The organism is Streptomyces sp. NPDC007808 (genome assembly GCF_042868655.1).
In the GTDB taxonomy this organism is placed as follows: Bacteria; Actinomycetota; Actinomycetes; order Streptomycetales; family Streptomycetaceae; genus Streptomyces.
In genome coordinates this window covers 50,577-69,693 of sequence record NZ_JBIAEQ010000012.1, presented here as the reverse complement: position 1 = coordinate 69,693, position 19,117 = coordinate 50,577, and the positions used below count along the sequence as shown (strand labels likewise).

At 70.0% G+C, this 19,117-nt stretch carries 13 protein-coding genes; 6 read left to right on the top strand and 7 right to left on the bottom strand.

Annotated elements, in window-relative coordinates:
• Positions 1-77 precede the first annotated feature (77 nt).
• The 5 genes from ACFYNL_RS37015 to uvrC form a co-directional block, all read right to left on the bottom strand.
• Positions 78-3,029 carry a M14 family zinc carboxypeptidase gene (locus tag ACFYNL_RS37015; protein ID WP_388811872.1) on the bottom strand — a complete coding sequence of 984 codons (2,952 nt, stop codon included), beginning with the start codon at positions 3,027-3,029 and terminating at the stop codon, positions 78-80.
• 150 nt (positions 3,030-3,179) lie between these two features.
• The gene (gene whiA, locus ACFYNL_RS37010) at positions 3,180-4,169 is read right to left on the bottom strand and encodes a DNA-binding protein WhiA (protein ID WP_190070616.1); all 990 of its coding nucleotides are present in this window, start codon (positions 4,167-4,169) and stop codon (positions 3,180-3,182) included.
• A complete protein-coding gene (gene yvcK / locus ACFYNL_RS37005; protein ID WP_388811869.1) occupies positions 4,160-5,227 on the bottom strand; it encodes a uridine diphosphate-N-acetylglucosamine-binding protein YvcK in 1,068 nt (355 codons plus the stop codon). The genes whiA and yvcK overlap by 10 nt, the downstream gene beginning before the upstream one ends.
• Positions 5,224-6,240, bottom strand: a complete 1,017-nt coding sequence (rapZ, locus tag ACFYNL_RS37000) for an RNase adapter RapZ (protein WP_388811866.1) — start codon at positions 6,238-6,240, stop codon at positions 5,224-5,226. Before rapZ ends, yvcK begins: the two co-directional genes overlap by 4 nt.
• Positions 6,237-8,354 (bottom strand): excinuclease ABC subunit UvrC, encoded by a 2,118-nt coding sequence (uvrC, locus tag ACFYNL_RS36995; protein WP_388811864.1) that lies wholly within the window; start codon positions 8,352-8,354, stop codon positions 6,237-6,239. Before uvrC ends, rapZ begins: the two co-directional genes overlap by 4 nt.
• A 579-nt stretch (positions 8,355-8,933) precedes the next feature.
• Here uvrC and ACFYNL_RS36990 point away from each other — a divergent pair.
• The 3 genes from ACFYNL_RS36990 (at position 8,934) to ACFYNL_RS36980 (ending at position 12,333) form a co-directional block, all read left to right on the top strand.
• Positions 8,934-9,890, top strand: a complete 957-nt coding sequence (locus tag ACFYNL_RS36990; protein WP_388811861.1) for a hypothetical protein — start codon at positions 8,934-8,936, stop codon at positions 9,888-9,890.
• Positions 9,891-10,219: 329 nt separating this feature from the next.
• Positions 10,220-11,422, top strand: coding sequence for a LacI family DNA-binding transcriptional regulator (locus tag ACFYNL_RS36985; protein WP_388811858.1), 1,203 nt, complete (start codon positions 10,220-10,222; stop codon positions 11,420-11,422).
• Entirely contained in the window at positions 11,419-12,333 is a 915-nt protein-coding gene (locus ACFYNL_RS36980) for a carbohydrate kinase (RefSeq protein ID WP_388811856.1), read from the top strand. The genes ACFYNL_RS36985 and ACFYNL_RS36980 overlap by 4 nt, the downstream gene beginning before the upstream one ends.
• A gap of 137 nt (positions 12,334-12,470) precedes the next feature.
• Here the strand turns inward: ACFYNL_RS36980 and uvrA are convergent, their stop codons facing one another.
• Complete coding sequence (gene uvrA, locus ACFYNL_RS36975; RefSeq protein ID WP_388811853.1) at positions 12,471-15,545, bottom strand: excinuclease ABC subunit UvrA; 3,075 nt, start codon at positions 15,543-15,545, stop codon at positions 12,471-12,473.
• Between the two features lie 224 nt (positions 15,546-15,769).
• Between uvrA and ACFYNL_RS36970 the strand changes: the two genes are divergently transcribed.
• Both ACFYNL_RS36970 and ACFYNL_RS36965 read left to right on the top strand, forming a co-directional pair.
• On the top strand, positions 15,770-16,456 hold the full coding sequence (locus ACFYNL_RS36970; protein ID WP_388811850.1) for a maleylpyruvate isomerase family mycothiol-dependent enzyme: 687 nt from the start codon (positions 15,770-15,772) through the stop codon (positions 16,454-16,456).
• 66 nt (positions 16,457-16,522) lie between these two features.
• Positions 16,523-17,179 carry an MBL fold metallo-hydrolase gene (locus ACFYNL_RS36965; RefSeq protein ID WP_388811848.1) on the top strand — a complete coding sequence of 219 codons (657 nt, stop codon included), beginning with the start codon at positions 16,523-16,525 and terminating at the stop codon, positions 17,177-17,179.
• A gap of 272 nt (positions 17,180-17,451) precedes the next feature.
• On the opposite strand, the gene aroQ is transcribed toward ACFYNL_RS36965, so the two are convergent.
• Complete coding sequence (gene aroQ, locus ACFYNL_RS36960) at positions 17,452-17,925, bottom strand: type II 3-dehydroquinate dehydratase (protein ID WP_388811845.1); 474 nt, start codon at positions 17,923-17,925, stop codon at positions 17,452-17,454.
• 102 nt (positions 17,926-18,027) lie between these two features.
• Between aroQ and ACFYNL_RS36955 the strand changes: the two genes are divergently transcribed.
• The gene (locus ACFYNL_RS36955; protein ID WP_388811842.1) at positions 18,028-19,074 is read left to right on the top strand and encodes a S66 peptidase family protein; all 1,047 of its coding nucleotides are present in this window, start codon (positions 18,028-18,030) and stop codon (positions 19,072-19,074) included.
• The last annotated feature ends 43 nt before the right edge of the window (positions 19,075-19,117 follow it).

Below are 19,117 nucleotides of genomic sequence, written 5' to 3'. Positions count from 1 at the left end.
GGTACGGACCGCCCCGCCCGGAAGCCCGGATCACTCGATTCGGTCACTTTGCGTTGCGCGAAGTTGACCTCGGCGTGTCAGTCGTCAAGTGAGTCGAGGGCCTTTCCGATGAGCGCCTTGCGGTCCGCCGCCGAGGTGAGGTGTTCCAGGCCGAAGCCCAGCAGCACGGTGTCGCCCGTGGTGACCGCACCGTACGTCTGGAACAGCGCTCCGGTGCGTGCCCAGTTCTTGACGACGGCCGGGCTGCCCGCGGGCGGTCCGGTCACGCTCCACGCGCCGAGCGAGGTCTCGAAGCCCTCCGTCTCGGTGGCCGTGCCGCCGACGACGAGCGAGGCCTGGTCGGCGAGGACGCCGCGTCCGCCGAAGCCCGGGTCGGAGACGTAGCTGATCGAGATCTCGACCGACTTGCCGGCGTACGCGCTCAGGTCGAACTCGACCTGCTTCCAGCCCGCGGAGGCGCCGGTGAGGGCGTTCCACGAACCGCTGGTGCCGGACGCCGTGCAGCCCGCGGCCGACTGCGTCAGGTAGTGCGCGAGCCAGGGGTGCTCGGCCATGTAGAACCCGGCCTCGCATTCCGCCGGCACGCTGTTGCTGCTGGCGCCGCCCAGTTCGGGAAGCGTCGTCCAGTCGTCGGCCCCGGTGTGGGCCTCGATCAGGACGTTGTCGTAGCCGGGCTCGACGTCCCACAGCAGCTGGGTACGCAGCGTGGGCTTCTGCGCCGCGGTCACACCGGTCAGGTCGACGGTCCTGGTGAGCCGCTTCCAGGCGTCGTCGGTGTGCACGGCGGCCGCCATCCAGGAACCGGCGTACGGGCCGTACGGATTGACGGTCCCGGCGAACTGGCCCGCGCCCGCACCGGCGAACTGCGGGTACTTGTCGGCGGGCAGCTGGTCGGAGGTGAGGCTGTAGTTCCCGGCCTTGTCGAGCGGGTTGCCGGTGGCCTCGCCGAGCGCTCCGGTGAAGCCGCCGAGCTTGCCGGAGCCGGTGAAACCGGTGGCGCCGGAGAGCGCGGTACGGGTGTAGGCGCCCAGGTAGTACTGGCTGAAGTCGTTCGACAGGGTGCCGCCGCCGAGGTCGACGCTGCCGCCGGCCTGCTCGCCCGCCTCCACCAGCTTGCCGCCCTCGTTGAGGTGGGCGCGCAGCTGGAGCTGAGTGGCGTTGCCGGGGGTGTTCGCGCCGGTGTAGTGGACGACGGTGTCGAAGTGACTCAGCACGCCGAGCGCGTCCGGCGCGCCCTGAGCGGCGACGTCCCAGACGATCGCCCGGTGGCCGTTGGCCTTGAGCGCGTCCACGTACTTCTGCGCATGGGGGGCGCCGACGCCTTCCTCGGCGACCACGAGGACGTCCGCGCGCGGACGTTCGGCGACCGTGTACGTGAAGTGCTCGCTGGAGACCTTCTTCCCGCTCCTGGTCTCGCCGGTGAACCACACCTCGACCTTGTCGCCCGGGTCGCCGTCGGCGACCTTGGCGCGGTACTCGTCGAAGTAGAGGTTGTCCTCACCGCCGTACCTCTCACCGCCCTTGAAGGGCTTGAGCCGCATGTCCTCCGTACGGCCGCCGTTGACGCGGTACTTGAGCTCCTTGTCGCGCACGGACTTGCGTACGACGACGGAGACCTCCTGGTCGGCGCCGCGCGAGTACGAGGTGGTGAACGGGGCCGGCGTGAAGTCGGCGGCCTTCAGCCCGACCGCGGACGACGGCTGGTCGGGGTGCTTGGCGGACTCGGCCACGGAGAGCGCGAACGGGATGTTCTTGGCGAACTCCTGCTGGATCAGCTTCTCGTCGTCCGGGAAGTTGAAGACCGACTGGCAGTCGGCCGCGTTCCACTGGTCGTTCGGGTCGAGGTTGGACACGGTCTGGCAGGTCGACATCTCCGGCGTGAACATCGCGATGCCGTTGACGTTCGAGGCGTGTCCGTCGGCCTCGCCGTTGGTCGTGTACAGCTCCGAGGAGACCTGCGGGTGGTAGCCGGGGACCGCGGGCTTCTCCGGTGTGCCGGCCAGCGCCTTGTACAGGACGTCGTCCGGGGTCTCGGTCGCCACCTGCCAGCCGACGCCGTAGAGGATGAGTTCGGCCGCGGAGTGGTAGTTGATGCCGTACTCGAAGCCGATACGGCGCTGGAAGGCGTCGATCGCCTTCGTCTCCGGCTCGGACCCCGGGGAGGCACCGCGGTAGGTCTCACTGGTGGCGTTGGGCGACGAACCCTCGTCGTCGTAGCCCCACTTGTAGGGGAAGTTGCGGTTGAGGTCCACGCCGTCGCCGGTGCTGATGGTCCCGTCGCCGTTGTTGTCACGCAGGTTCTTGCGCCACAGGCGGTTGCCGGGGTCCTGGAAGGTGTGGTCGTAGCCGTCGGGGTTGGCCGAGATGACGAACCACAGCTCGGTCGAGTCGACGATCTTCTTGACCCGCTTGTCCGTCTTGTAGTTGTCCAGGTAGTAGTGCATCAGACGCCGCGTCATCTCCGGCGTGATCCACTCGCGCGCGTGCTGGTTGGAGAGGTAGAGGACGGACGGCTTGGCGCCGTCCTTCGTCTTCTTGGCGTTCTTGGTGAGCTTGAGCGCCAGGATGTCCTGGCCGCGCACCGTCTTGCCGATGGAGACGACCTTCGTGAGGCCGGGATTGTCCTGCCCGGCCCGGACCATCTCCTCCTTGAGCCCCCCGCTGCCGCTGTACGGGCGGAACACGCCCTCGGCGGCCTTCTCGGTACGGGCCTGCGCCCTGGCGGAGAGGTTGTGCTCGGTGAGCTCGACGCCCTGTTTCTCCAGCTTCTCGGCCTGGTCGTCGGTGAGGTAGACCTCGACGGTGGCCTTGCCCTTCTCGGGCGCCTGCTCGCTGAGTTCGTGGCCGTCCTGGCCGGCCGCCAGCAGCAGGGGTACCTGCTTCTTGGTGACCTCGGCGCGGAAGACCTTGACTTCGTTCGGGTCGGTTTCTTGTGAACTTCCCGGTTGTGCCTGGGCGATGGGTGCAATACTCGCTCCACCTATGAGGAGCGCGCCGGCAGCGAGGATCGATCTCGCTCTGGGTCTCATGAACCCCCCTAGCAGTGTTTCGCCACAGTGACGAATGACTGCCAGGCTCATGCCAACATCACGCCCAGTCAAGAGCGGCGCAAAGACTGACAAACACCGGTGCCGATGCCCCAAGTGGACACCGGCACCGATTCGTTGACGTCCCTCACATCATCCGGCGAGGTTGTCCGCGAGTTCCTCGCTGAGGTTGGCCTCCGTACCGGGGATGCCGAGGTCCTGGGCGCGCTTGTCGGCCATGGCGAGCAGTCGGCGGATACGGCCGGCGACGGCGTCCTTGGTCAGCGGCGGGTCGGCGAGCGCCCCCAGCTCCTCCAGGGAGGCCTGCTTGTGCTCCATGCGCAGCCGTCCGGCGGCGGCGAGGTGCTCGGGGACCTCCTCGCCCAGGATCTCCAGGGCGCGCTGGACGCGGGCCCCGGCCGCGACGGCCGCGCGGGCGGAGCGGCGCAGGTTGGCGTCGTCGAAGTTCGCGAGCCGGTTCGCCGTGGCGCGGACCTCGCGGCGCATCCGGCGCTCCTCCCAGGCCAGCACCGACTCGTGTGCCCCGAGCCGGGTCAGCAGGGCGCCGATGGCGTCGCCGTCACGGACGACCACGCGGTCCACGCCGCGCACCTCACGGGCCTTGGCTGCGATCGACAGCCGGCGCGCGGCACCGACCAGGGCGAGCGCGGCCTCGGGGCCCGGGCAGGTCACCTCCAGGGAGGAGGAACGGCCGGGCTCCGTGAGCGAGCCGTGGGCGAGGAAGGCGCCGCGCCAGGCGGCCTCGGCGTCGCAGGTCGCCCCGGAGACCACCTGCGGGGGCAGGCCGCGGATCGGGCGGCCCCGCCCGTCGACCAGACCGGTCTGGCGGGCCAGCTGATCACCGCCCGCGACCACCCGTACGACGTAGCGCGAACCGCGGCGCAGCCCGCCCGGCGCCATGACGATCAGTTCGGAGCTGTGACCGAAGATCTCCAGGATGTCCCGCTTGAGCCGACGAGCCGCCATCGCGGTGTCCAGCTCCGCCTCGATCACGATGCGTCCGCTGACCAGGTGGAGGCCGCCGGCGAACCGCAGAATGGCGGAGACCTCCGCCTTTCTGCAGCAGGTCCGGGTGACGGGAAGCCGGGAGATCTCATCCTTCACCGCTGCCGTCATCGCCATGGGCCGATCCTTCCATGCATCCGAAAAATACGGTCGTACGCGGCGGCGAGCAGCTCCGGGTCGTGCCGGGGCGTCCCGTCCGTCCGGGCCACCGGCGCCAGCTCGACCGCGGCACCGAGCCGCTTGGCGGCCTCGGTGAGCACATCCCGGTCCGGCACGGCGGCCTCGTCGGCCAGCACCACGTCCAGGGCGAGTTTAGGGGCGTGTCGTCCCAAAACCTCCAAATGACGCTGCGGGGAGAAGCCTTCGGTTTCTCCCGGCTGCGGGGCGAGGTTCAGCGAGAGTACCCGGCGCGCCTTCGTCTCGGTGAGGGCGTCCAGGAGTTCCGGGACGAGCAGGTGCGGGATGACCGAGGAGAACCACGACCCCGGTCCCAGCACCACCCAGTCCGCGTCCCGGACGGCGGCGACGGCCTCCGGCACGGCCGGCGGGTCGTGCGGCACGAGGTGCACCGACTGCACCTCACCGGGGGTGAGGGCGACGGTGGCCTGGCCGCGCACGGTGTCGACGTCCTCGGGCCGGTCGGGGTCGTGCCCCTTGACCAGTGCCTGCAGCTCCAGGGGCACGGCGGACATGGGCAGCACGCGCCCATGTGCCCCGAGGAGCCTGCCGACCAGGTCGAGCGCCTGGACGTGGTCGCCGAGCTGCTCCCACAGGGCGACGATCAGCAGGTTGCCGACCGCGTGGTCGTGCAGGTCGCCCTGGGAGTGGAAGCGGTGCTGGATGACGCGGGACCAGGTCTGGCCCCAGTCGTCGTCGCCGCACAGCGCGGCCAGCGCCTTGCGCAGGTCGCCGGGCGGCAGCACGCCCAGCTCGTCCCGCAGGCGCCCGCTGGACCCGCCGTCGTCGGCGACGGTGACGACGGCGGTGAGGTCGCCGGTGATCCGGCGCAGCGCGGCGAGCGAGGCGGACAGGCCCATGCCGCCGCCCAGGGCGACGACCTTGGGCTGGGCGCCCCGGCGGCGCGGCCGGCCGCCACGGGTCTCGACGGGCCGGTCGGCGCGCGACTCGGGCAGCGCGCGGCGCAGCCTGCTCAGCCGCGGAGTACGTCCCGTCATTCGCGTCCCATGTCCCGATGCACGACCACCGTCTCCACGCCCTGGGAGGCAAGGCGTGCCGCGAGCTTCTCCGAGGTGGCGACCGAGCGGTGCTTGCCGCCGGTGCAGCCGACCGCGATCGTCACGTACCGCTTGCCCTCGCGGCGGTATCCGGCCGCGATCAGCTGGAGCAGCTCGGCGTAGCGGTCGATGAACTCCTTCGCGCCGGGCTGGTTGAAGACGTACGCCGAGACCTCCTCGTTGAGGCCGGTGAAGGGACGCAGCTCCGGGACCCAGTGCGGGTTGGGCAGGAAACGCATGTCCACGACCAGGTCGGCGTCGACCGGAAGGCCGTACTTGAAGCCGAAGGACATGACCGTGGCCCGCAGCTCGGGCTCCTCCTCGCCCGCGAACTGGGCGTCCATCTTGGCCCGCAGCTCGTGCACGTTCAGGCTGGAAGTGTCGATCACCAGGTCGGCGTCACCGCGCAGCTCGCGCAGCAGCTCGCGCTCGGCGGCGATGCCGTCGACGATCCGGCCGTCCCCCTGGAGCGGGTGCGGACGACGCACCGACTCGAAGCGGCGCACCAGGGCGTCGTCGGAGGACTCCAGGAAGACGATCCGGCGTGTCACGCCCCTGGTGTCCAGGTCGGAGAGGGACTCCCTCAGGTTGTCGAAGAAGCGACGGCCACGGACGTCGACGACGACCGCGATCCGCGCCACGTTGCCCTGGGAACGGGCACCCAGCTCCACCATGGTGGGGATCAGCGCGGGCGGAAGGTTGTCGACGACGAACCAGCCGAGGTCCTCCAGACACTTCGCGGCCGTCGAGCGGCCCGCCCCCGACATACCGGAGATGATCACCAGCTCGGGGATGGTCGCCTCGGGGGCCCCGGCTGCCTCGATGCCCGTACTCACCTGTGCTCCGTCTTCCTGGGGTGTGTCCTGCCGGGTGAGGTCCTCGCCGGTCTCCTGGTGGGTTTCCCGGGCGCGGCGATCTCGCTCGGCCGTGGGTTGTGTCTCGTGCTCGCTCATCTCTCCTGCCCCCGTCGTTCGTCCGGGGCGCCCGCGGACACGGGCTCCCCCGAGGTCTCCGTCGTTGTCGCGGAGTCCTCGTCTTCCATGATCTCTCCCGTCGCCGTGTTCACGGCGGGTGCGGCCGGGGCCGCCTGGGCGAAGGCCGCGGCGATGGTCTCGGCCGTCTTGCGACCTATGCCGGGAACCTCACAGATCTCCTCGATTGTCGCGGATCGCAGCTTCTTCACCGAACCGAAGTGCTTGATCAGCGCCTGTTTGCGGGTGTCCCCGAGGCCCGGGACCTCGTCCAGCGGGCTCGACCGGAAGCGCTTGGCCCGCTTCGTGCGCTGGTAGGTGATCGCGAAGCGGTGGGCCTCGTCGCGGACGCGCTGGAGCAGGTAGAGGCCCTCGCTGGTGCGAGGCAGCACGACAGGGTCGTCCTCGCCGGGCAGCCAGACCTCCTCCAGGCGCTTGGCCAGGCCGCAGACGGCGATGTCGTCGATGCCGAGCTCGTCGAGGGCCCGCCGGGCGGCGGCGACCTGCGGCCGGCCACCGTCGACGACGACGAGCTGCGGCGGGTAGGCGAAGCGCTTGGGACGGCCGTCGTCGTCCTTGAGGCCGACTTCGAGAGGGGCGGAGCCGGCCTCCGTGAGGGCGTCGGAGGTGTCGGAGAGCGGGGCGGACGAGGTGTCGGAGAGGGCGCCCTCGCCGTCGCTCCACTCCCCCGTCCTCTCCTTCTCGGCGAGGTAGCGCTTGAAGCGGCGGGTGATCACCTCGTGCATGGAGCGGACGTCGTCCTGCCCCTCGAAGCCCTTGATCTGGAAACGGCGGTACTCACTCTTGCGCTGCAGTCCGTCCTCGAAGACGACCATGGAGGCCACGACGTCGTCACCCTGCAGGTGGGAGATGTCGTAGCACTCGATCCTGAGCGGGGCGCTGTCCAGGTCCAGGGCGTCGGCGATCTCCTCCAGGGCACGCGATCGCGTGGTCAGGTCGGAGGCGCGCTTGGTCTTGTGCAGCACGAGGGCCTGCTGGGCGTTGCGCTCGACGGTCTCCATGAGGGCGCGCTTGTCGCCGCGCTGCGGGATGCGCAGCGACACGTTGGCGCCGCGGCGCCCCGACAGCCACTCCTGCACGGGCTCCAGCGGGTCGGGCAGGGCGGGGACGAGAACCTCCTTGGGGACGGCGTCCCCCGTCTCCTCCCCGTAGAGCTGCTGGAGCGCGTGTTCGACGAGGGCTCCGGTGGTGATCTCCTCGACCTTGTCGGTGACCCAGCCGCGCTGCCCGCGCACCCGCCCGCCCCGGACGTGGAAGATCTGCACGGCCGCCTCGAGCTCGTCCTCGGCGACCGCGATGAGGTCGGCGTCGGTCGCGTCGGCGAGCACGACCGCGTTCTTCTCCATGGCCTTCTTCAGGGCCTCGATGTCGTCGCGCAGGCGGGCCGCCCGCTCGTACTCCATCTCCTCGGCCGCCTCCATCATCTGCTTCTCCAGGCGGCGCAGGTAGGTGCCCGTGCGGCCGGTCATGAAGTCACAGAACTCCTCGGCCAGTTCCCGGTGCTCCTCGGCGGAGACGCGGTCCACGCAGGGGGCGGAGCACTTGCCGATGTAGCCGAGCAGGCAGGGGCGGCCGGTCCGGCGGGCGTTCTTGAAGACGCCGGCCGAGCAGGTGCGCACGGGGAAGACGCGCAGGAGGAGGTCGACGGTGTCACGGATCGCCCACGCGTGCGCGTACGGACCGAAGTACCTGACGCCCTTCTTCTTGTGACCGCGCATCACCTGCACACGCGGGAACTCCTCGCTCATCGTCACCGCGAGGTACGGGTAGCTCTTGTCGTCGCGGTACTTGACGTTGAACCGGGGGTCGTACTCCTTGATCCAGGAGTACTCCAGCTGCAGCGCCTCGACCTCCGTGGACACGACGGTCCACTCCACGGAGGCGGCCGTGGTGACCATCGAGCGGGTGCGCGGATGGAGGCCCGCCAGGTCCTGGAAGTAGTTCGCCAGGCGCTGGCGCAGGCTCTTCGCCTTTCCGACGTAGATCACCCGGCGGTGCTCGTCACGGAACCTGTACACCCCGGGAGAGTCCGGGATCTGTCCCGGCTTGGGGCGGTAGCTGGAGGGGTCGGCCATGTCTCACACCCTACTGGCGAGGGCTGACAGTCCGACGAGGCTGTGGACAACCATGAGCACCGGTGCCGGCCCCGCCCCCGGCGCAGCCCCCGTGGCTCACCCGTGCGGCTGCGGCCCCTCGTACGCGCGCCCGTGACCGTGAGAACCCGGTGCCGTGGGACCGGGTGCCCGACGTCGGTGTGAGCAGGCCGACACCGACGGGCGAGGTGATCCGGAAGTGGGGCCGATGGCGCTCGCCGCCCTCGTCACGCACAGCGCCTCACCGCCGCTCGCGCTGCCGCACGGCGCACCCCACGGGCCGACCCGGGATGCCCGCAGCCGTGTACGCGCAACGCCCTGACGTGCGGGGCCGCTTGAGGATCTCGCTCGCACGACGGCATCAGGACTCGGCCAGACCTGCTTCGCGTTGGGCATCAGGTGTTGTCGGGGATTGGTCAACACGCTTCAATGCGGAGGAACTCGGGGCCGTGAACGACGGCGTACGGACGTGAAGAACCTCTGCCGCGCCCACGGGGTGGCCCCGAGCAGCCGCGCGAACGGTCCGACCAGCCGTTGTGAACACCACAGAAAGGCCCCTGCATGCCGCACGCCACTCAGCACGCGGACATCCCCGCCCCAGCCACCGCGGAACTGGACACGGCCCTGCGGGGCGGCCCCTTCCACGTCGCTCTGCGCGCGGCGATAGCCGCCCGGGGACTGCCGCTGCAGCGTGTGCAGCACCATCTGTCCCGCCGCGGTGTGAAGGTCGGCGTCACCAGCCTGAGCTACTGGCAGCAGGGGGCCCGCAGGCCGCAGCGGCCTGAGTCACTGCGAGCCGTACGGGCGCTGGAGGAGATTCTCCAGTTGCCGGAGGAGTCCCTCATCCGGCTGCTCGAGGACCCCGACGACCACCCGGCCCTTCAGCGGCCCGCAGCTCGCTCCTACCGTTCCCTGGTGGAGGCCTCGGGCGTCCTGGAGCAGCTGCTCGCCGACCTCGACTGTCCGGTGGACAGCGGCGTGCACACGCTCGCCCACCACGAGCGGGTACGCATCGGCGCCCTCCGCGAACTCGCCGGACGCGAGTCGCATCACATCGTTCGGGCCCACAAGGACGGCGTGGACCGCTTCGTGGCCGTCCACCACGGCGACCCGGGATGCGTACCGGAACGCATGGCGGTGCACGCCCTGGAGAACTGCCGCACGGGACGCATCCGCCGGCACCACGACACCGGAGTCCTCGTCGCCGAGCTGCTCTTCGGCACACGACTGCGGGCCGGGGACACCTACCTCTTCCGCTACGCCGTCGAGGACGGCACGGCCGACGTGTCCCGCGAGTACGCCCGCGGCTTCCCTCTCGCGGGCGGCCAGTACGCCCTGCAGGTCCGCTTCGCCGAGAACACCCTCCCCGTCCGTTGCCACCGCTTCTCCCAGCACTCCCCGGCAGCGCCCCGCAGCGGACGCCAGGGGCTGGCCCTCAGCGGGCTGCACCGTTCGGTGCACCTCGTGGAGCCACGAGTGCGCACGGGCATCGTGGGCATCGGGTGGGACTGGGAGTGAGCATCCTCCCTGAGGGTCTCTTCCCCTGACGCTCTCCTCCCCTGAGGGTCTCTCCCCTGACGCTTTCCTCCCCTGAGGCCTTCCTCCCGAGGCCTTCCTCCCGAGACCTTCCGTCGGAACCCTCCCGTGGCCTGACGGAACCCCCTCGCCTTCGACCGTCTCTCTCTTCTCCTCCTCGCACGAGAGCCGGATCCCAGTGGTCGCACCGCGGACGTAAACGATTGCGCAAACGTTTACGTCCGGCTCCGAATGAGATACCTTCCCGGCCAGAAGGCCCACGGCGCCCCGGGGAGGGACGCGGTGCGGGCGGAGACGGGAGGGGACCGACGATGACAACCATGGCCGACGTCGCGCGGAGCGCCGGCGTGTCCGTGGCGACCGTCTCGCACGTGCTGAACGGCACCCGGCCGGTGCTGCCCCACACCCGCCAGGCGGTGCTGGACGCGATGGAGGAACTCGGGTACACCCCCAACACCCTCGCTCGTTCTCTCGTGACATCTCGCACGCGGTCCATAGGGCTGGCGGTGTCGGCGATCAGCAACCCGTACTTCACGGAGATACTCCAGGGCGTCGAGGCCGCCGCCCTCGAACACGGCTACAGCCTGCTGATAGCCGACCCGCACGACGATCCGGAGCATGAACGCAAGGTCGTCCAGCTGCTCCACGAACGCCGTGTGGACGGCATGATCGTCGCTCCCTCGGCCGATCCGCGCGAACTGATCGCCTATCTGGGGCGCCACAAGGTGCCGACCGTCCTTCTCGACCGCGTGGTCGGCAGCTCGTCGGACGAGTCGACACAGTTCGACCAGGTCTGCGCCGAAAGTGCCGAGCCCATGGCGCAGCTGGTCACCCACCTCGCCGCCCTCGGCCACCGCCGGATCGCGCTGGTCGCCGGACTGCCAGGACTCAGCACCACCAGTGAGCGCCTCACCGGCTACCGGGACGGCTTGGCGGCCGCCGGGATCGGGTACGACGGTGACCTCGTCGTACACGGCGACTCCGCGTCGGCCGGCGCCGAACGGGCCACGGCCGCGCTCCTGTCGCTCCCCTCGCCGCCCACCGCACTCGTCACCGCCAACAACGCGATGACCATCGGCGCCCTGCGTGCCCTGCGTGACCGGGGTCTGTCCGTGCCCCACGACATCGCGCTGTGTTGCTTCGACGACTTCGCCTGGGCCGATCTGTTCTCACCCCGGCTCACCGCGATCGCCCAGCCCAGCAAGGACATCGGCGCCCGGGCGGTTCGTGTGCTGCTGGACCGACTCGATTCGCCGGACCGGCCCGCCAGCACCCTGCGACTCCCGTGCGCGTTCGTCCATCGAACCTCGTGCGGCTGCGAGGAACAGCCCCCAGGACCCGAGCAATCCGTGAGGTCCGGTGATCCGGCGAGGGCGGAGCGAGCGGTGCAGCGCGAGCAGCCGGTGCAGCGCGAGCAGCCGGCCGGGCCCGGGAAACCCGGCGGTAGGGCCGAGCCCTCGGCCTTGGACAGTCCTACTCAGTCCCTGACGTCCGTGAAAGGAACCGTCTCGTGATCGTCGTCGCCGGTGAGGCCCTGATCGACTTGGTACCGCAGGGCACGGGCGCCCTGGCCGGCCTGAAGCCGGCGCTCGGCGGCGGCCCCTACAACACCGCCGTGGCCCTCGGCCGCCTCGGCTCCTCGACCGCCTTCTGCTCCCGCACCTCCCACGACGCCTTCGGCGAGGCCCTGCTCGACGGGCTACGGGAGGCTGGGGTGGACGTCTCGGCCGTGCAGCGCGGCACGGAGCCGACCACCCTCGCGGTCGCCACCATCGACGCCGGCGGCTCGGCCGCCTACTCCTTCTATGTGGAGGGCACCGCGGACCGTCTCTTGACGGCACCGCCGAAGCTCCCTGCCGCGACTCGCGCGGTGTCCTTCGGTACCTGTTCACTCGTCCTGGAACCTGGAGCGAGTGCCTACGAGGAACTGATGCGCACCGCGGCGGCGCGGGGGGTGTTCACCGCACTCGACCCGAACATCCGGCCGGTGCTGATCCCGGACCCGGACGGCTACCGGGCACGGTTCAAGAGCTGGCTGCCTTCGGTGTCGCTGCTCAAGCTCTCCGAGGAGGACGCGCTGTGGCTGGGCGGCACCCCTCATGAGTGGCTGGCCGCGGGACCTGCGGCCGTCGTCATCACTCACGGCGGGGACGGGCTGACCGCCTACACCCGGGACGGTGGGGTGCACTCCGTGCCGGGTGAGAAGGTCGACGTCGTGGACACGATCGGCGCGGGCGACACCGTGAACGCGGCCCTGCTGCACGGACTGGACGCCCAGGACGCCCTGTCCGCCGAGGCGCTCCTGGGACTGGGCGCCGAGGACTGGACACGGCTGCTGCGGTTCGCGGCGCGGGCTGCCGCGATCACCTGCTCCCGGGCGGGCGCCGAACCTCCGTACGCCTCCGAACTGGGGGAGTTCCGGTGAGCGTTCCGTTCTCTTTCACTGTGTTTAGCAGTCAAGGTGCGTCTCAGCCGCGGACATCGGGCGGCTGAAGAGGGAACGAGCGGTGCCCCGCGGGGAGTTCCCGCGGGGCACCGCACATGTCGGATCTCCGGCAGACCTCAGGCCTTGCGCGCCCGCGTCGTCTTCTTCGCGGGTGCCGCCTTCTTCGCGGGTGCCGCCTTCTTCGCCGCTGCCGTCTTCTTGGCGGCTCCGGCCGCCTTGTCGGTGGCCTTGTTGTTGACCGTCTTCGCGGTCCTGGCCGTCGCCGTCCTCCTCGTCGCCGTCCCTGCCGCGACCGTCTTCTTGGCCGCCGCCTTGCGCGGGGCCTTCACCGAGGACGCATCGCTGATCCGGTCGGCGCCGAGGATCTCGCGCAGGAACTTGCCGGTGTGGCTGGCCGGGACGGCGGCCACCTCCTCCGGCGTGCCCTCGGCGACGACGAGGCCGCCGCCGGCGCCGCCCTCGGGGCCCATGTCGACGATCCAGTCGGCGGTCTTGATCACGTCGAGGTTGTGCTCGATGACGATGACCGTGTTGCCCTTGTCCACCAGTCCGGAGAGGACCTTCAGCAGCTTGCTGATGTCCTCGAAGTGCAGACCGGTCGTCGGCTCGTCGAGGACGTAGACCGTGCGGCCGGTGGAGCGCTTCTGGAGCTCGCTGGCGAGCTTCACACGCTGGGCCTCACCACCGGACAGGGTGGTCGCCGACTGGCCGAGGCGGACGTAGCCGAGACCGACGTCCTTCAGCGTGTTGAGGTGCCGTGCGATGGCGGGGACTGCCTCGAAGAACGAGGTCGCCTCCTCGATCGGCATGTTCAGGACCTCGGCGATGGACTTGCCCTTGTAGTGGACCTCCAGGGTCTCCCGGTTGTACCGGGCGCCGTGGCAGACCTCGCACGGGACGTACACGTCCGGCAGGAAGTTCATCTCGATCTTGATCGTGCCGTCGCCCGCGCAGTTCTCGCAGCGGCCGCCCTTGACGTTGAAGGAGAAGCGGCCCGGCATGTAGCCACGGACCTTCGCCTCGGTGGTCTCGGCGAACAGCTTGCGGATGTGGTCGAAGACGCCGGTGTACGTCGCCGGGTTCGAGCGCGGGGTGCGGCCGATGGGCGACTGGTCGACGTGCACGACCTTGTCGACCAGGTCGTCGCCCTCCACGCGCGTGTGCCGCCCTGGGACGTTGCGGGCGCCGTTGAGCTCGCGGGCCAGGTGCGTGTACAGGATGTCGTTGACCAGCGTCGACTTTCCGGAGCCCGAGACGCCGGTGACCGCGGTGAACACGCCCAGCGGGAAGGAGACGTCGATGTCCTGGAGGTTGTTCTCGCGGGCGCCGTGCACCGTGAGCTGCCGGGACGGGTCCTGCGGGCGGCGGATGTCCGGCAGGGGGATGGACTTCTTGCCGGACAGGTACTGGCCGGTCTGCGACTCGGCGTTGGCCAGCAGTTCCTTCAAAGAACCGCTGTGCACGACCTTGCCGCCGTGCTCACCGGCACCGGGGCCGATGTCGACGATCCAGTCGGCGGTCTTGATCGTGTCCTCGTCGTGCTCGACGACGATGAGCGTGTTGCCCATGTCGCGCAGCCGCACCAGGGTCTCGATCAACCGGTGGTTGTCGCGCTGATGCAGACCGATGGACGGCTCGTCGAGGACGTACAGGACGCCGACGAGCCCGGAGCCGATCTGGGTGGCGAGGCGGATGCGCTGGGCCTCGCCACCGGAGAGCGTGCCCGCCGCACGGTTCAGCGAGAGGTAGTCCAGGCCGACGTCGACCAGGAACCGCAGCCGCTCGTTGACCTCCTTCAGCACGCGCTCGGCGATCTTCTTGTCGCGGGCGTTGAGCTTCAGCTCGCCCAGGAAGTCCGCGCAGTCGCTGATGGACATCGCGGAGACCTCGGCGATCGACTTCTCCATGATCGTGACCGCGAGGACGATCGGCTTCAGGCGGGTGCCCTCGCAGGTGGGGCAGGGCACCTCGCGCATATAGCCCTCGAAGCGCTCGCGGCTGGCGTCGCTCTCGGCCTCGCTGTGCCGGCGCTTGACGAAGGGGACGGCACCTTCGAACGGCGTGGTGTACACGCGCTCGCGACCGTACCGGTTGCGGTAGCGGACCTCGATCTGCGTCTTGTGGCCGTTGAGGAGCGCCTTCTTCGCGCGCTGCGGCAGGCCCGCGAAGGGGATGTCCGTGCGGAATCCCAAGGCGTCCGCGAGGGCGCCGATCAGCCGGCCGAAGTAGTCCTTGGTGTGGCCGTGCGACCAGGGGTGGATAGCACCCTCGTCGAGCGACTTGTCCTCGTCCGGGACGATCAGCTCGGGGTCGACCTCCATGCGCGTACCGATACCGGTGCACTCGGGGCAGGCGCCGAACGGTGAGTTGAAGGAGAAGGAGCGCGGCTCCAGCTCCTCGAAGGAGAGGTCGTCGTACGGGCAGTACAGGTGCTCCGAGTACATCCGCTCGCGCTCGGGGTCGTCCTCCGGGAGGTCGACGAAGTCGAGTACGACCATGCCGCCGGACAGGCCGAGCGCGGTCTCCACGGAGTCGGTGAGGCGGCGCTTGGCGGAGTCCTTCACGGTGAGGCGGTCGACGACCACCTCGATGGTGTGCTTCTCCTGCTTCTTCAGCGTGGGCGGGTTGGACAGCTGGATCGTCTCGCCGTCCACACGCGCGCGGCTGTAGCCCTTGGTCTGGAGGTCGGCGAAGAGGTCGACGAACTCGCCCTTGCGCTCGCGCACCAACGGCGACAGCACCTGGAAGCGGCTCCCCTCCGGCAGCTCCAGGACCTTGTCGACGATGGCCTGCGGCGACTGGCGCGAGATCGGGCGGCGGCACTGGGGGCAGTGCGGCTTGCCGATGCGCGCGAAGAGCAGACGCAGGTAGTCGTAGACCTCGGTGATGGTGCCGACCGTCGAGCGCGGGTTGCGCGAGGTCGACTTCTGGTCGATGGAGACCGCCGGGGAGAGGCCCTCGATGAAGTCGACGTCCGGCTTGTCCATCTGGCCGAGGAACTGCCGGGCGTACGACGACAGCGACTCGACGTAGCGCCGCTGGCCCTCGGCGAAGATGGTGTCGAAGGCCAGCGAGGACTTGCCCGACCCCGACAGGCCCGTGAAGACGATGAGCGAGTCGCGCGGCAGGTCGAGCGAGACATTCTTCAGGTTGTGCTCGCGCGCGCCACGGACGATGAGACGGTCGGCCACGCCGGTCCGCACCTTTCTTGAGAGAAGTGACAGGGGCGAGGCCCCCGTGCTTTCTCAGACTAGGGGGAGCCACTGACAACGCCGGTCGGATTACCGAATGGGACAACAATCCCGGGCCATCCAGCATGCCCGACGCCACGTCCGACCCTATAGCACGCGCATTCGATTTACGGCACCCGTTCACCACCTTCACCCGAAGGTGTGGCGGGGCTAATGTCAGCACCATGATTGATCACGCTCGTGACCTGGTGTCTGTACATGACGCGACCGAACGACTGCTCACCGCAGCGGCCAAACTGGACAACGCCTCGGTGGCCGAGCCGTCACGGCTCCCCGGCTGGAGCCGCGGCCACGTCCTCGCTCATCTCGCCCGCAACGCGGACGCCCTCGTGAACGTCCTCGAAGGGCGCCCCATGTACGCCTCGGCCGCCACCCGGGACGCCGACATCGAGCGTGACGCCCCGCGCCCCCTCGACGTCCAGCTCGCCGACGTGCGCGAGAGCGCCGCACGTTTCCAGGAGACGGGCGCCGCTCCCGCGGACTGGTCCCGCACGGTGGAGCTGCGCAACGGCGTCACCGACGCGGCGGCCCGGGTGCCGTTCCGGCGTTGGGTGGAGGTGGAGCTGCATCACGTGGACCTCGGTGTCGGGTACGAGCTGGAGGATCTGCCGGCGGAGTTCGTGGAACGGGAGATCGACTTCCTCACGGAGCGGTTCAGCGGGCACCCCGACGTACCGCCGACCCGGCTCACGGACGGCACGCGCGCGTGGAGCACGGGGCGGGAGGCGGACGCCGCCGAGGTCGCGGTCCGCGGGTCCGCGCCCGATCTGCTCGGCTGGCTCGCCGGGCGCCGTGACGGGTCCGCACTGAGTGCGCAGGGCGGTCCGCTGCCGTCGCTTCCGCCGCTGTAGCGCCCGCCTCTCCCCCTCGGACGCCTGGACGGTCCGTGGACCGCTGTGCCGCTATAGGCTGCCGACATGACCTACAGCGGACAGGTGACGGTCGGTGGCCCCGCCGACGTGCACGAGCTCAAGGACCTGATGATCACCAAGATCGCGGTCGGCCCGATGGACAACAACGCCTATCTGCTGCGCTGCCGGGCCACGGACGAGCAACTGCTGATCGACGCCGCGAACGACGCGGACGCGCTGCTGGGCATGATCGGTGACGACGGCATCGCGTCCGTCGTCACCACACACCAGCACGGCGACCACTGGCAGGCGCTCGCCGCGGTCGTCGAGGCCACCGGCGCGCGAACGTACGCCGGCCGGCACGACGCCGACGGCATTCCGGTGCCCACCGACGTTCTGGTCGACGACGGCGACACCATTCGGGTGGGGCACGTGGACCTCACCGCACGCCACCTCGTCGGGCACACGCCGGGTTCGATCGCCCTGATCTACGACGACCCGCACGGGCACCCCCATGTGTTCACCGGGGACTGTCTGTTCCCCGGCGGTGTGGGCAACACCCGCAAGGACCCCGACGCGTTCGCCAGCCTGATCCATGACGTCGAGACGAAGATTTTCGACGCGCTGCCGGACGAGACCTGGGTCTACCCGGGACACGGCAACGACACGACCCTGGGCAGGGAACGGCCGCATCTGCCGGAGTGGCGCGAGCGCGGCTGGTGAGCGCGGATCCGGTGGCGCGCGTTCACAGAGCGCGCGCCGGGCGCGCATTCGCGGCCGTGCGCCGTACACACCCCGTGTGAACCGTTCGCACACGCCGGTGTCCTGCGCGCGCTCCCGGCGGACGTTGTTGCGCAGTCAACTGGAGTCAGCCCCGCGCAGGATGACGGCTCCTGAGCGGTACGGGCCGCCGGTCCCTCAATCCCCGCCCTCGACCGGCGGCCCCGGCGGCTGCCCGGACGACACCGGCGAGGCTCCTGTCGCCAGCCCGTACGTCAGGTGTCCGCTCGCCCCGCCCCGGCCAGCGCCGCGACCCGCTCCACCCCGAAGACGTACCCCTGCACACCGCACCCCGCGATGACGCCGTCGGCGCGCAGCGACACGTACGAGTGGTGCCGGAACGACTCGCGCTTGTGGATGTTGGAGATGTGGACCTCCACCACAGGAAGCCCGTCGCAGGTGTTGAGCGCATCCAGGATCGCCACGGAAGTGTGGGAGTAGGCGCCGGGGTTGATCACGATGCCGCAGTGGTTCAGCCGCGCCTCGTGGATCCAGTCGACCAACTCACCCTCGTGGTTGGACTGCCGGAAGTCGATCGTGCCGCCGTGCGCGGCCGCCGCCTTGGCGCACAGGGCCTCGACGTCGGCCAGGGTCTCGGAACCGTAGATCTCCGGCTGGCGCTGGCCGAGCAGGTTCAGGTTGGGGCCGTTGAGGATCATGATCGGGGCGTTGGCCAGGCTGCGGGGCACGGTTCCTCCGGTCCGTTCGGGGTGGTCGGTCCGTGGAGGACCGCTGCTCGGACCCGGTCTATCACGGTGCGCGCAGGGCACCTCGGGTCCTACCCTCCGCAGATGACCATGATCTCGTATCCGCCCAAGCCCTCCCCCGGGGACCGTATCGCCGTCATCTCGCCCGGCGCCGGCCTTCCCGAGCTCTACCCCCGGCCCTACGAACTGGGCCTGGAACGACTGCGCACGGAGTACGAGCTCGAACCCGTGGAGTATCCGACGACCCGCAGGATGGGAGCGTCACCGAAGGAGCGGGCCGACGACATCCACGCCGCGTTCGCCGACCCGGACATCAGGGCCGTCATCGCGTCGATCGGCGGCGACGACCAGATCACCGTGCTGCCGTGGCTGGACCGGGAGTTGGTCCGGGCGAACCCGAAGCCGTTCTTCGGGATGAGCGACAACACCAATCTGCTCATGTTCCTGCGCAACAGCGGCATCGTCGGCTTCCACGGCGCCACCGTGATGTGCGAGCTGGGCCGACCCGGCGCCATGAACCCGCGGACGGCCGAGTCGCTGCGCGCCGCCCTGTTCACGTCGGGCGCGTACGAACTGGAACCGGCCGAGCGCTGGAACGACGTCAACCGCGACTGGGCCGATCCGGCGACGTTCGGGGCGGAGCCGAGGATGCGGCCTGCCGACGCCTGGACCTGGGTCAACGCCGACCGGGTGGTGGAAGGGCCGACATGGGGCGGCTGTCTGGAGATCCTCGGCTGGCTGCTGATGGCGGACCGCGAGATCGCGCGGGACCTCTCGGAGTACGACGGCGCCGTCTTGCTGCTGGAGACGTCGGAGGCGCTGCCGAGCGCCGACGAGGTCTTCTGGACGCTCCGGAGCATGGGCGAGCGCGGGCTGCTCCGGCGTTTCTCGGCGCTGCTGATGGGCCGTGCGCGAACCTGGTCCTTCGAGCGCCCCAACGGCCCGAAGGAGGCCGCTCGTTACGCCACCGAGCAGCGCGAGGCCGTCCTGCGCGCCATGCGGACGTACGCCCCCGAGACCGTGATCGTCTTTGATGTCGACTTCGGGCACACCGACCCCCAACTCGTGATCCCTTACGGCGGCGCCGTCCGCGTCGACGGCCCCGCCCGGCGCATCACCGTCACATACTGACGCTGACCGACCACCCCCGCGCGCCCCCGTAACCGACGGTCAC

Coding starts and splice junctions, on each gene's coding strand:
- ACFYNL_RS36955 (WP_388811842.1), top strand. CDS start 18,028: ATGACCATGATCTCGTATCCGCCCAAGCCCTCCCCCGGGGACCGTATC.
- rapZ (WP_388811866.1), bottom strand. CDS start 6,240: ATGAGCGAGCACGAGACACAACCCACGGCCGAGCGAGATCGCCGCGCC.
- ACFYNL_RS36990 (WP_388811861.1), top strand. CDS start 8,934: ATGCCGCACGCCACTCAGCACGCGGACATCCCCGCCCCAGCCACCGCG.
- ACFYNL_RS36970 (WP_388811850.1), top strand. CDS start 15,770: ATGATTGATCACGCTCGTGACCTGGTGTCTGTACATGACGCGACCGAA.
- ACFYNL_RS36965 (WP_388811848.1), top strand. CDS start 16,523: ATGACCTACAGCGGACAGGTGACGGTCGGTGGCCCCGCCGACGTGCAC.
- whiA (WP_190070616.1), bottom strand. CDS start 4,169: ATGGCGATGACGGCAGCGGTGAAGGATGAGATCTCCCGGCTTCCCGTC.
- yvcK (WP_388811869.1), bottom strand. CDS start 5,227: ATGACGGGACGTACTCCGCGGCTGAGCAGGCTGCGCCGCGCGCTGCCC.
- uvrC (WP_388811864.1), bottom strand. CDS start 8,354: ATGGCCGACCCCTCCAGCTACCGCCCCAAGCCGGGACAGATCCCGGAC.
- ACFYNL_RS36985 (WP_388811858.1), top strand. CDS start 10,220: ATGACAACCATGGCCGACGTCGCGCGGAGCGCCGGCGTGTCCGTGGCG.
- ACFYNL_RS37015 (WP_388811872.1), bottom strand. CDS start 3,029: ATGAGACCCAGAGCGAGATCGATCCTCGCTGCCGGCGCGCTCCTCATA.